Source organism: Nostoc sp. (genome assembly GCF_036917135.1).
In the GTDB taxonomy this organism is placed as follows: Bacteria; Cyanobacteriota; Cyanobacteriia; order Cyanobacteriales; family Nostocaceae; genus Nostoc.
Genome location: NZ_JBALEA010000037.1, coordinates 1 through 13,829 on the forward strand (window position 1 = coordinate 1; position 13,829 = coordinate 13,829).

Annotated in this window: 11 protein-coding genes and 1 pseudogene; 6 read left to right on the forward strand and 6 right to left on the reverse strand. The window is 40.8% G+C overall.

All coding sequences use genetic code 11. The features are described 5' to 3' along the window. A pseudogene (locus V7K50_RS10785) lies at nt 1-540 on the forward strand (hypothetical protein); the annotation flags it as partial. A 139-nt stretch (nt 541-679) separates the two neighbouring features. On the opposite strand, the gene V7K50_RS10790 reads toward V7K50_RS10785, so the two are convergent. From V7K50_RS10790 to modA, 4 genes are all read right to left on the reverse strand, one after another. Beyond that, entirely contained in the window at nt 680-3,154 is a 2,475-nt protein-coding gene (locus V7K50_RS10790) for a HEAT repeat domain-containing protein (RefSeq protein ID WP_334959824.1), read from the reverse strand. Between the two features lie 323 nt (nt 3,155-3,477). Further along, nucleotides 3,478-4,152 carry a DUF642 domain-containing protein gene (locus tag V7K50_RS10795; RefSeq protein ID WP_334959826.1) on the reverse strand — a complete coding sequence of 225 codons (675 nt, stop codon included), beginning with the start codon at nt 4,150-4,152 and terminating at the stop codon, nt 3,478-3,480. A gap of 149 nt (nt 4,153-4,301) precedes the next feature. After that, complete coding sequence (locus V7K50_RS10800; RefSeq protein WP_334959828.1) at nt 4,302-4,877, reverse strand: DUF642 domain-containing protein; 576 nt, start codon at nt 4,875-4,877, stop codon at nt 4,302-4,304. 47 nt (nt 4,878-4,924) lie between these two features. Beyond that, a complete protein-coding gene (gene modA / locus V7K50_RS10805; RefSeq protein WP_334959830.1) occupies nt 4,925-5,776 on the reverse strand; it encodes a molybdate ABC transporter substrate-binding protein in 852 nt (283 codons plus the stop codon). A gap of 521 nt (nt 5,777-6,297) precedes the next feature. Here modA and V7K50_RS10810 point away from each other — a divergent pair. Together V7K50_RS10810 and V7K50_RS10815 are read left to right on the forward strand one after the other, a co-directional pair. Further along, complete coding sequence (locus tag V7K50_RS10810) at nt 6,298-6,471, forward strand: hypothetical protein (protein WP_334959831.1); 174 nt, start codon at nt 6,298-6,300, stop codon at nt 6,469-6,471. Between the two features lie 93 nt (nt 6,472-6,564). After that, entirely contained in the window at nt 6,565-6,969 is a 405-nt protein-coding gene (locus tag V7K50_RS10815) for a fasciclin domain-containing protein (RefSeq protein WP_334959833.1), read from the forward strand. A 241-nt stretch (nt 6,970-7,210) separates the two neighbouring features. Here the strand turns inward: V7K50_RS10815 and sfsA are convergent, their stop codons facing one another. After that, complete coding sequence (gene sfsA / locus V7K50_RS10820; protein WP_334959835.1) at nt 7,211-7,936, reverse strand: DNA/RNA nuclease SfsA; 726 nt, start codon at nt 7,934-7,936, stop codon at nt 7,211-7,213. A 240-nt stretch (nt 7,937-8,176) separates the two neighbouring features. Here sfsA and V7K50_RS10825 point away from each other — a divergent pair, with 240 nt between their 5' ends. Beyond that, nucleotides 8,177-8,851 (forward strand): 2OG-Fe dioxygenase family protein, encoded by a 675-nt coding sequence (locus tag V7K50_RS10825; protein ID WP_334959837.1) that lies wholly within the window; start codon nt 8,177-8,179, stop codon nt 8,849-8,851. A gap of 330 nt (nt 8,852-9,181) precedes the next feature. Next, the gene (locus V7K50_RS10830; RefSeq protein ID WP_334959839.1) at nt 9,182-10,450 is read left to right on the forward strand and encodes a tetratricopeptide repeat protein; all 1,269 of its coding nucleotides are present in this window, start codon (nt 9,182-9,184) and stop codon (nt 10,448-10,450) included. 206 nt (nt 10,451-10,656) lie between these two features. Here the strand turns inward: V7K50_RS10830 and V7K50_RS10835 are convergent, their stop codons facing one another. Then, the gene (locus V7K50_RS10835) at nt 10,657-11,457 is read right to left on the reverse strand and encodes a DUF4114 domain-containing protein (protein ID WP_334959840.1); all 801 of its coding nucleotides are present in this window, start codon (nt 11,455-11,457) and stop codon (nt 10,657-10,659) included. 851 nt (nt 11,458-12,308) lie between these two features. Here V7K50_RS10835 and V7K50_RS10840 point away from each other — a divergent pair. Further along, the gene (locus V7K50_RS10840; RefSeq protein ID WP_334959842.1) at nt 12,309-13,673 is read left to right on the forward strand and encodes an LLM class flavin-dependent oxidoreductase; all 1,365 of its coding nucleotides are present in this window, start codon (nt 12,309-12,311) and stop codon (nt 13,671-13,673) included. Nucleotides 13,674-13,829: the final 156 nt, after the last annotated feature.

The window sequence follows — 13,829 nt, forward strand, 5'->3', positions numbered from 1 at the left end:
GCTGCTGCCAGGGCGATTCAGGATGAGGATTATCGTGCCAAAGCCTTGAGTGCCTTAGCTGAGAAACTGCCACCAGAGTTATTGCCAGAAGCCCTGGTAGCAGCCAGGGCGATTCAGTCTGAGTCTTTTCGTACCAAAGCCTTGAGTGCCTTAGCTGAGAAACTGCCAGAGTTATTGCCAGAAGCCCTTGCTGCTGCCAGGGCGATTCAGTCTGAGTCTTCTCGTGCCAAAGCCTTGAGTGCCTTAGCTGAGAAACTGCCAGAGTTATTGCCAGAAGCCCTTGCTGCTGCCAGGGCGATTCAGTCTGAGTCTTCTCGTGCCAAAGCCTTGAGTGCCTTAGCTGACAGTTTGTCACAAATGCCATCTACCGAACTTTTCCCCCTTTGGCAAGATACACTTCATCAACTCTCTCTTCGCACTCGCCCTGACTTGCTGCAAGATATCAAGGCATTGTTTCCAGTTATCTTTGCATTAGGTGGTGAAGCAGCAACGGCAGAAATTGCCCGTGCGATTGTGGATGTAGCGCGATGGTGGAGGTAATTTAACAGGGATTTACAATGTCTCTACCCAGTACCCATTCAAATGAGAATTGCTATAAAGAATAAACAATAAATTTCAGTTGAATGTACATCACTACCCAGAAAGAGGAATTTAGCTATGCTTACATCAATGCGATCGCTCATGGTATTAATGTTTGCACAGTAGTAGCTGATGTATTAACAGAAGGTGTAAACCCAGCCAGTTTACCCAACTTCTGGGGTACAAAGTCGGTTTCTTTGCTACCTTGAACCTCAGATAAGTAGCAATCTCGCACTGCCAACAACAAGCCTTTGATAGCATCTTGTCTGCCTGTTTTGACTAAATCATCTGCCTTTTTGAAAAAATGCGATCGCCATTTGCCATCATTATTGTCATATAATTCGATTAAATACCAACCTGCAAGATACTCAGCTAAAGGGTCAAGACAAAAACGGATTCTATCTTTAGCAGAACCGATAGTCTGAATCAGGTGCAAACGCTTTTCTAAATAATCAAGGTCGGTTTCTGGATCATCAATACCCAAATTTGCTAATGCAACAATAGCATCTGCACGCTTGGCGGTTCCTGGTTGATAACTTTGCTGCAAACATTCCCAGGCGATGGTTTTGGCAATTTGATGAACAGTGCGGTCATCAAATTGATTGTCTGTAACATCACGATTGAGTTCATTGATATAACCCAGCATCAAATTCGGAATATTCTCTGGTAGCGCCGAAATATTAGATGCAACCTCTCTACTGGCGATTAACTGTTCAGCATAAAGTTTAGCCAGTAGAACAGTGATATTATGTTGACCTACCATGAGAGATAGGCGGTTGCAAGCATCAAAAAATTCTTGATCGGTAAAGCGATCGCGTTTACCTCGCTGCATCAGATAAGCTTCCATAAAGGACGATAGTTTATTAGCCTCAATCCGCAAGGGTTTAATTATCGTCTTATTAACCCGCCCCAGCTTTTCTTCAATTCGGGAAGTAATCACCAACGCATTCACCGGAAACTCTGGCGACTCCGGCTCAATTGCTTCTCGTGTAGTAGCATTCATTTCTGAGAACCGGTCTACAATTACTAGAATCCGTTTCTTTCTTAACAAACGTAACAGTAATTCTTGACAAATCGGCTCTGGTTCATCAATTAAAGCTTGCAACTGTCCTCTGATGGCTTCTAAAAGCGGCAACTTACCTTCACTTACCCGAAATTCTTCTTCCAAAAGCACAGGTAACATCAAATGTTTGCAGAGTTGTTGGTCTTCAGCCTCAGCCATTGCCCATCCAGCTATTCGACACGCTAAACTGGTTTTACCTACACCCCCTTCCCCGGTAATTACTAGACAGCTACGTTGTTTGTCAAAAGTTGAGCGCAAATTCTCATTCATAAGTTGAGGAACTGTTGTACCATCCAGAACAACGGGAATGGGAATGTAACAGGCGCGACTGCTAACCGTATCCTTTTTGGGAAATTGTTCGCGGGCTGCTTCAATATATTTAGCTACCCATGCATCTAATACTCTGGGATGGTAATGAAACCAGCCAACAAATAGCACATATCGCAGAGGTACATTGACACTGATAAATGGGAGAGAAAAATCTGTATAAGGTTTGAGGCCGTTGTTAATTTTCAACAACCATAAAGGGGCTACCCGCAAGAGAATAAACCACACAGAAGGTAATAAGATCAGGTAGGCGGCAATTCCCAATAGTAATTTATGCCCAAATAGCCATTCTAGAACTCTATCAAAGAGGCGAGTTTCTTTTTCTGCTTTCAGGGCATTGAGAGGGCGACGTATCAGCTTACTGTCCGTCTCTGTGAATTTATCTTTGTGTGCTTGGATAGTTGTCAATACCTGCTCAAAGTCTGAGATGACTTTCTGCAACTTTGAGCTAGGTAAAGCATTTGCTTTATCCTGAAAACCTGCGGCTATTCCTCCCAAACCTTTGAGGGCACCTAAACGCACGTAAAATTGGTCATCATTCAACAGGGCAATTAAATTAGGGACAGAAGATACTGCTTCTGTACCCATTGCACCCAGAGCGTAGGCAGCATTATAACGGACTGTGGGGTTATTATCTTTTAAGGCAGCAGTTAATACTGGGACAGCTACTTTTGCTTCTACACCAATTTTCCTGAGTGCAGAAGGAACATAAATGCGAACGAATTGCTCCTTATCTTGTAATGCCGCCATCAAAGATGGAACTGCTGCTTTGGCTGCTGTACCAATATTTCCTAAAGCTAAAGTGGCGTACAGGCGGACTTGTCCATCTTCATCGTGCAATGCCGCACTTAAGGCAGAAACGGCTGGTGCTGCTTCTGCACCCAAATCTCCTAAAACCGAAGCGGCGTGCCAACGAAGATTAATATCCTGATTTTTCAGAGCTTCAATCAGAGATGGCACTGCTGCCGAACCAATATTAACTAATGCATCTGCGGCAATGCTACTGATGTGGGCATCGTCATCTATTAGCTTCTGAATCAGGGGAGCAATTTTGGTGTCAGTAGCGATTTGCGCCCAACTATTGCTTGTGCATAGTAGGAACAGTGTCAGGCACAAGACAACCACCTTGAGCGCACTAAGTAATACTTGTCTGGTATGCTTTGTCATTGAATCGGATTGAATCACCCGATGAACAACTCCAGTCAGAGAAACTACACCTAGATTGTAATCTAACTGTGAATGCGGGTTAGCGATGTCTACGACGGGCTATTCGGCGTCGCACTGCTTTGCTTAAGCTTGATTAGCATTAGAATTTAAACGCGTCATGATTTTTATCGCTTCAATCCTAAATGAGTTGTGAAAATGCGCGATGTCCAGATCCCCGACTTCTCGAAGAAGTCGGGGATCTAATTTTTCACCCGTCCACACAGTGAGAAATTGTCAGCAGTTTATTAGCACAAAAAATTGTGTAGATATCGCTTTATTATTTTCCGAGAGGGTTATTTTTTCTAGCTAATTGCCTTCTTTTTCTTCAGCCATATTCCTAACAACCCAGCAATTGCTATTGCTCCAATACTTGATGGCTCAGGTACAACTATTACACTCACATCATCTAAGTGTAAGAATCCATATTTATCCACATTTCCAAACTTTAACTCTGTGGATGATGCATCTGCTGTGAAATCGAACTTATATGGTGTGTAAGGTTGGTAAGAAATATTTTTTTGATCAAAAATCTTATTTCCACCTATAAATGTCTGAAATTCATTATCAAGGTCAGGTGCCTCGTCTATAGATGCTAAATAGTAAGTAAGTTCGTATGTCTGACCAGGTTGTGTAGAAAGCGTCTGTGATATATAGCTGAGGTCTACAAATCCACCAAGTGATAAGCCCTGATTACCACTATGAGGAAAATTACTAATTTTACTCAATGTTGTATCCATTGCATCGCCAAACTTAGTCCATCCTGTAACATTAGGATTTGTAGTGTTGGGATTATGAGGATCTACGAGAGGATCAAGTTCAAATCCTCCGTTAAAAACAAGGTTTTGAGCATCTAGAACATAGTTCGGATCATATTGTGCTTGCGCTACTGGAATATAAGTACCAGTAATCACAGCAGTACTAGCTAAGGTAGTGTTAACACTAAAAACAATAATTAAGAGTTTTTTGGTTAAATTCATCAAATTTGACTCCAAATAATTCCAAATTCCGACGATTCAAACAAGTTGATAGTTATATCTATGCCGGATCTAAGTAGTTTTCAATAAAACTTATCGAGACTATGGAGCCAGATATTTACGCCTGAATCTCCATAGTTTTATCCTTGATGTTAAGGTGTAGCCTTAACACTCACATCATCCAAATACAAAAACCCATATTTGGCTATGGAACCAAACTTGATCTCAGTAGATGTTCCTTTTGCTTTAAAATCTAATGTGTATTTCCTATAGGGTTGGTAAGGAGTATTATTTTTCACATCAACCTCCTTTCCACCGATAAAAACCTGAAATTTATTGTTCAGGTCAGGTGCTTCCTCTATGGATGCTAAATAGTAAGTAACTTGGTAATTTTTACCAGGAATTGTCCGAATAGTCTGTGATATATAGCTAATGCTTGAAAATCCACCAAGTGATAAACCCTGATTCCCAGTTTTAGGAAAGTTGCTAATTTTAATAACTGATGTATCTATCGGATTACCAGACTTAATCCATCCTGTAACATTAGGATTTGTAACATTGGGATTATTAGGATCTACAAGAGGATCGATTTCAAATCCCCCGTTGAAAATCAGTTCTTTTCCTTCTGCTTGTGCTGCTGATTTATAAGTATTGGTAATCACAGCACCATGAAGGAAGACAGTGGTCAAACTACAAACAATAATTGAGAATTTTTTAGTAAACTTCACGAAACATGACTCCAAATAGTTCAAAATTCACGACAACAATGTGGCGATTAAGGCAGGAGAAAGCCATAACCTTTAAAGATATTCTGGGCAGTAGTACCACTTAAGTAGCTAGAAAAACTCTGTGCTGTCGTTAAAGCTGTAGTTCTGGTGAGTATACCCAGTGGATAGACAATTGGATCACTCTCTTTTGTTAGAGCAGTTTGTACGACTTTTACCTTCTTAGAAATGGCAGCATCAGTTGTGTAAACAAAACCTGCATCAATAGTTTTATTTACACCATTAACTTGAAGAGTTTTATTTTCAACAGCAGTTAAAACGGTACGCACATTGCTAGCAAGGGATAATTTCGGACTAATAATAGTGAAAATACCTCGACTAGTAAGAACTTGTTTGGCATAATTTCCTGCTGGCACCACTGGAGGAGTACCTGTGTAGTCACCTATAGCAATGCCAGTAATGTTGGCGTTAGTCAAACCATTAAAGCTAGTGAGAGCAGCACTACCAGCACTAACAAGAGGTGTCGTAGGAACAATCAAAGCTAGACGGTTTTTAACAATGTTCTTACGGCTATTTGCCACCAATTTACTTGGGGTTGAATTCTGCAAGACATCTATTTGCTTGGTGGCAGCAGAAATGAAAATATCTGCTGGCGCTCCTGTTTGTATTTGGCTCAGTAAAGTACCAGAAGCACCAAAGGTATAAACAACGTTGACACCTGGGTTAGCATTTTGATACTGAGTTTTAATGTCATTCAGCGCGTTTGTTAAGCTGACAGCCGCATATACGTTAAGTGTGGTTGCAGAGCTTGCTGGCGATAAATTGACAAACTGCAACCCTATTACCAGCATCATGCTGCTAACTGCTGTAGCAATCCAAGCAATAAGTCTTCTTCTGTTCATGAAAGTTATAGTTTGGGGAAAATATTACCTAGAAGTTTCATTAAAAAGGGAACCCTAAGAGTCAACTTTTTAAGGGGAGCCACTGCGCGTAAGTCCTACTGGAAAATACAGCACATTTCATCTGAATGAGGTACAAGGGCGGGCAGGACTTCGGCGTGAGCGCTCAGTCGAACGCTGCCCACCCCACAAGATTTATCAGATTAAGATGTGTACTTCATTTACTTGCAAAGTGCTGTAAACGGCCAATCACAATTGCTAAAAGCATTAGTGTGATTGGCCATTTATTATTTCCAGGTAGAATTACACAAACAGCGAGTGAAATGTATTTAGTTATGAAATAATATCAGTTAAGTACGCACATTACCAACATTTTTGGTTAAGAAATCCTGACAAAAAGCTACAGCGATCGCAGATAAATCCTGAAAAATCCCTGAAATAACTACCAGATATAGATTTACCTGTAAATTTCCAGATAATAAAATATTGTCTAAAACTCGATTTATACCAACAAAGTAATTTTTATGATCAATTTAACTCACTTTATTGGTATTAAAAGTGGTGGGTTGACAATCTTGGGTGCGATGTCTACGACGGGCTACACCTACACACCTGGGTTGGAACTCATCCACGCAGAGGGTATGCACATAATTCTTTATTTGGATAAAAATATATATAAACTTTTATGGTATCAATAAAAAATTTTATTTTACATACGTCTAACGATAGATAGATTTTATTAAAGAAGTAGTTTAGATTTGTAACAAGTTACACAGAACTAGGTAAAGCACATGGCCAATATAGTTGACACCGCCGCTAATAATGGTTCTTTCACAACATTAGTTGCAGCAATCCAAGCAGCCGGTCTAGTAGATACACTCAAAGGCGCTGGCCCATTCACCGTCTTCGCACCTACTGATGAAGCGTTTAAGAAGCTTCCAGCAGGTACAGTAGACGCTTTACTGAAAGATCCTGCAAAGCTCAAGAAAATCTTGACCTATCATGTTGTATCAGGTAAGGTACTAGCTGCTGATGTAGTTAAGCTGAAGACAGCTAAAACAGTTGAAGGTTCAGATGTAAAAATTGACGCTTCTAATGGCGTTAAGATCAATGATGCAACAGTTGCAACAGCAGATGTTGCTGCTGATAATGGTGTCATCCACGTGATTGACACCGTTTTGATTCCCGCAGACTAGACCTATGACCAATCGCCAATCTATATGACATTAATGTATAGGGGCGTTAGGGCATTCTGTCTGTTTAATAAAGTTCATCGACTCCTCAGCAATAGCCGGGTTGGGTAAAAAGCCCATACTGTATTCGGTACTCTGAATCAGCAATGGGAGTATGTCACTAAACACCAACTAACAACAAATCCATCTAGACAGTATCTAGATGGATTTATTGTTTTATGGGTGTAGATTTAATTAGATGTAATCAAATTTTTAGTTTTGCCAAACCCAAATAACGGATACCTTCGGGAGAAATGTCAAAACGGCAAGGTAAGACTTCTAAACCGAGAGCGATCGCATCCCGTAATAATTTACCATATACAGGATCTGTGCGATCGCCAGGGGAGAACTCGATACAATCACCGCGATTGATAAAGTAAAGCATCACCGCACGAGTTAGAGGTAGCAGCGCCATTAGTTCTCGCAAGTGCTTTTGTCCTCTTGTAGTCTCCGTGTCAGGAAATAAGGCTAATCTACCCTCAGAAAAAGTTGCATTTTTCACTTCTAAATAAATCGGGCGTTCCTCATCACTCCCCGTTAAGAAAAAATCCACTCGACTTTTTTTATCTAACCCATAAACCACCTCACCCTTGATTTGGCTATAGTCGCCCAATTCGGGGAAAAGATGTTTCGCCAAAGCTAGCTTTACCACCCGATTGGGCAAAAAAGTATTTATGCCTACCCAAGTCGGCTCATTGTCATGTACCTGAATTAGTTCTAAAGTGTAAGCCAATTTGCGGTTAGGATTATCACTTTTGGAAAGCTGTACCGCACTTTGGGGAGTCGATACTCCAGTCATAGGACCTGTATTGGGACAGTGTGCTGTCACTATTTCCCCAGAAGCAAGTTGAACGTCAGCAAAAAACCGCTTGTAACGCTTGAGTAAAATACCGGGATATAAAGGTGGGTAAGAGTAAAGCCAATCTATCATTATGGAACCTTGTTGCTGTTACTAAATATACGTCGATTCCTTCCCCACCGAACCCCCATCAGCAAATATTTTCAGCAGCGACTCCGCCTTATGGCAGAACTTGAGCAACTTTCCATATCATGGATTGTCAATTTTTGTAGTCAAATTAACAACATATTAATAAAAAGTAGCATAGACTAAGTATTGTAAGCCTCCCAGAAAAAATCCGGGAGAATTTTAATGTGCAAGGAGGTAAATCCTATGCAAGAATTGGGAACAGAAACGGAATTAGAATATGCTTTTCTGTTTACTTTAAGAAAAGTAAATTCCATAAATCTAGAAGGTTTCAAGCCATTTTTTAGGAATATGCCTATTGACCCTTATATCAAAGGCAACTATAACTATCGTTCGAGAAGATTATCTCGATTCACAGTATCAGGAAATGAGTTAATCAAATTACCTCATGGCTACTTCTTTCAAAGTAAAGAGTACAATCCATTAATGGGTGACTTAAAAAGAGAGTTTGCCGAATTAGATGATGCACTCATAGAACTTGATATTTTTAGAAATCTTGTCTTAGCATTTAGTGATTCTTGTAAACTTCATCCTGAAGCAGAAATCGGAGTTCATCAAATTAGAATTATTTGTTCGCCAGATAATTTTAGTAATCCAGCACCTGAAGGTATCCATCAAGATGGCACTGATTTTATTGGTATATTTTCAGTAGATAGAGATAATATTCAAGGTGGAGAAACGCATTTATATACTGCCAAAAGAGAAAAACCTGTGTTTAGCAAAGTTCTAAATCCAGGGGAACTATTATTGGTTAACGATCATGAATTTTTCCACTTTGCCAATCCCATAAAACCACAGACTGATGCTCAAGGAAGTTTTGATGTTTTTGTACTGACTTCTCCTAGCTTGCTTTCAGAATAATTTTAGTCAACTGTAAATATTTTATAATCTATGAGATATGGGGAATTGAATGTAGTCATTTCCCCAACGTTTTTTGTTTGTAATTGGAAATAGTCGGGCGGAAAAAACGAAAGTTACATAGCTATTTTTACTTTGTCGGAAAATACATTTAATAATTTTGGCAAATTCCCTTGATAACAACTTAGGGTGCTGTGTTCGTTTGATTTCATCGAAAATCCGAAATAAAGCAAAGCCACAGTGAATACTTAGAATATTAAGGATGAGTGCATAGGTTAGACTACGAAACAAGCCTGCTGGAATTCAACTAACTGAATTAACCAAACAAATGCCATGAATGACGAACTTTACAATAGAGGATTGGAAAAGGCTAGGCAAAAAGACTACGCTGGAGCAATTGAAGAATTTAACCATGCTTTACAACAGACACCTTACTTTCTGGAAGCTTACTTACAACGGGGTTTGGCATATTATGACTCAGGAGCAATCCTTAATGCTGTTTCAGATTATACCGAAGCCTTGAAGCTAAATCCTGAGAGTGTAGAGGCATATTATTGTCGTGGATTGGCTAGGGTAGCGCTGAAAAATTTGCCAGGGGCGCTGGAGGATGTGGAACGCGCGATTCGTCTCAATCTCAATTATGCTGCTGCTTATAATCTCCGGGGGATGGTGCGGCGCAAACAAGGTTATATTCAAGATGCGATCGCTAACTTTAAAAAGGCTGCACAATTATATCTAGAACAACAAGACAAAGAGAATTGTCGCCTGTGTCTAGAACGAATTAAACAGCTACAACCCAAGGAATTACCTGTTGTAGAGCAATCTCATTCTACCAATGCGCCAATTTTATCCACAAAGGAATATTTTACGCAATTATTAGAAAAAGCTGAAAAGGGAGATACCCAAGAGGCACTCGCCGATTTAAACTGGGTATTAAAAGCCGATCCGCAAGATGCCCAAGCTTACTGCTGTCGTGGGGTTGTGCGTTGTAAAATGGGGAATTATCGAGAAGCGATCGCAGATTTTAATCAAGCATTGCGACTAAATTTTCAAGATGCTATTGTCTATCGTAACCGAGGTAAAGCCCGTTCTGTATTGGGAGATCATCAAGGTGCGATCGCGGATCTTAACCAAGCACTCCAGATGCAACCCCAAGATCCCTTAGTCTATATTGCCAGGGGTAATGCCTATCGAACAACGGGTAATTATCTCGGTGCAATTCAAGATTACACCCAAGCCCTACAAATCAATCCCGATGATGCTCAAGCTTACTACAATCGTGGTATTACCTATACTTGCTTAGAAGAAATGCAAAACGCCGTGGAAGATTATCAACGGGCGGCGAGTATCTTTTGTGAACAAGAAGACTGGGGAAATTATCAACAAGTCTTAAATAGCCTCGAAAAAATCCAGAAATTTAGTCCAGAGTCAAAAAAGCAAAAATCTCACCTGCTACGTCAGCGACTTTTGCGAATGGTTGGGGGATACTGGGAAATTGCCGAAAGATTGATTCAGCAAGAACAGGATTACCATCCGGGGATGTCAGACGAGTGGTATTTGCAAAAAGTGATTGATGATTTAGAACGCGATCGCAATAGATAAGCTAAAAATCTTTTAATTTGCATCCTCCAAAAAATAAATCTCTTGTGGGGTGGGCAACATGAGCGCCCTAGTTGTGCAAATTAAATGCGCGACAGCTTAGAATATAAATGCCACTACAAACATAAATTCACCCGTATACTTGTACGGGTGAAAATGCGATCAATCACTTGTTATTTCCCAATGAAACTAAACGTAATCTATATTGTTTAGTTAGAAGTGCGAGTTTGACGGCGACGACGCAATCCAAACATACTAACTGCTCCCACCGCAAACATTGACAGAGTAACAGATGGTTCAGGAACGGTAGCACCAATTAATGCTTTAACATTTGCCTCGCCGACATCAAGAACTACGACAAGATCATTAAAGTCACGGTCAGAATTTTGGTTTAAGTTACCAGTTGCGTGTAAAGCCCCGTATAAATCCTCAAATCCGAGGATGATGTAGTTGTTATAAGCATAAGCAACTACGTGCTGTAGTCCGTCAGCATTGGAGGCAGTTTGAGTACCAAAGATATTGCCATTGGAATTGTTAAAACCATCAGCTTTCAAAAATAAGTCCAGTTGAGTACCTCCGGCAATAGTACCAATATTGACCCCATCACCGATTTTTAGTCCACTATTGGCCCCGCCCATCATACACCCAGCTCCGTCACAAGAAGCATCGTTAAAAAGCAGTCCAGACTTGTTAGTAATTCCTGTGGCATTGAAGGCTAACTGGTTTCTATAACCAGCGCCCTCATTGATAAAGTCAACAGATACGTTGTAGTCGTATTTTAGGTTTAATTTATTAGGGTCTAATTGAACTTGTCCGCTATTTGGGAGAGCAATACCTTCTTGTTGGACAAATTTTTGATAAGGATCAGCGTTAAAACCACTAGATATCTTTGGTTGATTCCAGGTATTATTCCAAGTAAAACCAGCAGCAGATGCAGTTCCTACTTGGGATAATAATCCGGTTAAGGTAGCGGTAGCGGCAATCAAGGCAGTGAATAAAGTAGGTTTCATATCAAGACTCATTAAGTAGGGAAAACAATTTAGACAGTAATGTTTTGAGCAGCCTGTCTGCGTCACTCCTTAACTTCTAACAGCGATGATTGAGCAAAGTCAATCTTTATTTTGGCTTTTGTTTGTATATTTAAATAGCTCTTTATTTAGCGTATTTATACTGAAAATTACATTAACTGCTCACCTGATGCGCCGTAATTAGAATTCAGTGTTTGAACTTAATCTTTAATGATGTTTTTATGGCAAATTTATATTTTTTATTAAAATCAAATGTGCAATTTTTATAGTTAAAGTCTAAAAGCTCAACCTACAACAGATTTCAACTCCGTGAGGTATAGAAATACCCCACCCGTGTAGTTTTGCATAAGTCATATATATGTAACGTAACAACCTGTGCTACTGATGCATAACTATATATTCAGCAAATAATTAGTTTGTAATACTTAATGTTCGAGAAACTAATAATTAGTATTTCATGTTATTGTGATCTCCACTACATATTTTTTTGTTGATATTGTGTAGGCTCTATCTGCTGGGTAAAATTACTAGATAAATTTATGGTAATTCGAGCGCCAAGCAGTAGCATCCTTAATTCTGCTGTGGTATTAACCTGACTTAATGCCGTGCCGTGTGCAACTTTCTCTCAAACCTAACCCCTAACCCCTTCCCGACAAAGGAAGGGGAGCAAGAATCAAAGTCTCTCTCCCTGTGGGTAAGGGGAATGGAAGCAGGATTTTAAGAAGAAGTTGCACATCAGGTTACTTACAGTTCGGTTATTTGATTTTTGAGCAATTAGTAAACAACTTAACGGGAAGTTTGGTTGCAAGAAGAGCATTAAAGAATTACATTCCATGAATACAACACGCAAGTTTCGTTTAGGTGCATTCATTCAAGCCACCGGACACCATATCTCTGCTTGGCGACACCCCGATTCACAAGCAGATGCCGGACTAAATTTCGAGCATTATAAGGAAATTACCCAGACTGCCGAACGCGGCTTATTCGATGCCGTTTTCTTGGCGGATAGTCCAGGGGTCTGGGGGGGCGCTCCAGAAACTCAGCATCGCAACGGTAAAATAGCTCATTTCGAGCCTGTTACCCTCTTCTCGGCATTGTCCTCTGTAACCCAAAATATCGGCTTCATTTCCACCGCCTCGACCACTTATGAAGAACCCTACACCTTGGCACGTAAGTTTGCTTCCTTGGACTATTTGAGTAAAGGCCGGGCGGGGTGGAATGTAGTCACTACAGGCAATGAGAATGCTGCACGTAATTTCGGCCTTGAACATCACCCAGAACACAGCCAGCGTTATGAACGTGCTGAAGAGTTTGTGGAAGTGGTGAAAGGTCTATGGGATAGCTGGGAAGACGATGCCTTTATCCGTGACAAAGAATCTGGGATCTATTTCGACCCGGATAAACTGCATACACTCAACCACAAGGGCAAATATTTCTCTGTAAAAGGCCCTTTGAACGTCGGTCGTCCGCCCCAAGGCTACCCGGTAATTGTTCAGGCTGGAGCCTCAGAATCGGGACGGGACTTGGCGGCACGCACTGCTGAGGCGATTTTTACAGCCAATCAAACCCTAGCTGATGCCCAGGAATTTTATGCTGATGTCAAAGGTAGGCTAGCACAATATGGGCGATCGCCAGACGATCTAAAAATCATGCCTGGTGCTTTCCCCATCATTGGCCGTACCGAATCAGAAGCTCAAGAGAAGTACGAATTCCTGCAATCGTTAATTCATCCCGATGTTGCCTGGGGGATTTTAAAGAACTATTACAAAGGTGTAGATTTATCAAAATATTCTTTAGATGATCAGGCTCCTGAACTACCCAGCGACACCAACACTAACAAAAGTCGTCTCAAACTAGTTAGAGATTTGACGACTCGTGGGACTCTCACACTGCGCCAGTTGTATCTCTCTCTTGCTACCGCCCGAGGTCATCGGACTATACTTGGTACTCCTGAAACCATTGCCGACCAGCTAGAAGAGTGGTTCAACAACGGTGCAGCAGATGGCTTCAATATCATGCCGCCAATCCTCCCGACAGGATTAGATGACTTCGTTAACCTAGTCGTTCCCGTCCTCCAGAAACGCGGACTGTTCCGTACCGAATATGAGGGTAGTACCTTGCGTGAAAACCTTGGTCTGCGTCGTCCGGGTAATCGTTTTGCCGCTAAACAAGTGGATGAGAGATTGGTGTTGGCGTAAAAGACTTTTCATCTCTGCACTGTGCTTATATGAATTTTTCACAGATGCTTAAACCATACTTTTTAAACAGCAACTTCTGTAGATCACCACCCTACAGAACTCTATAAAGTTTGTTTGGCGAACTACTACCAGCATTGGATGCTGAGAAAAACCTGT

What these genes read in the sequence shown, in the direction of transcription:
- V7K50_RS10840 (WP_334959842.1), top strand. Translation starts at nt 12,309, where the DNA reads ATGAATACAACACGCAAGTTTCGTTTAGGTGCATTCATTCAAGCCACC.
- V7K50_RS10830 (WP_334959839.1), top strand. Translation starts at nt 9,182, where the DNA reads ATGAATGACGAACTTTACAATAGAGGATTGGAAAAGGCTAGGCAAAAA.
- V7K50_RS10795 (WP_334959826.1), bottom strand. Translation starts at nt 4,152, where the DNA reads ATGAATTTAACCAAAAAACTCTTAATTATTGTTTTTAGTGTTAACACT.
- V7K50_RS10810 (WP_334959831.1), top strand. Translation starts at nt 6,298, where the DNA reads ATGATCAATTTAACTCACTTTATTGGTATTAAAAGTGGTGGGTTGACA.
- V7K50_RS10835 (WP_334959840.1), bottom strand. Translation starts at nt 11,457, where the DNA reads ATGAAACCTACTTTATTCACTGCCTTGATTGCCGCTACCGCTACCTTA.
- modA (WP_334959830.1), bottom strand. Translation starts at nt 5,776, where the DNA reads ATGAACAGAAGAAGACTTATTGCTTGGATTGCTACAGCAGTTAGCAGC.
- sfsA (WP_334959835.1), bottom strand. Translation starts at nt 7,936, where the DNA reads ATGATAGATTGGCTTTACTCTTACCCACCTTTATATCCCGGTATTTTA.
- V7K50_RS10815 (WP_334959833.1), top strand. Translation starts at nt 6,565, where the DNA reads ATGGCCAATATAGTTGACACCGCCGCTAATAATGGTTCTTTCACAACA.
- V7K50_RS10825 (WP_334959837.1), top strand. Translation starts at nt 8,177, where the DNA reads ATGCAAGAATTGGGAACAGAAACGGAATTAGAATATGCTTTTCTGTTT.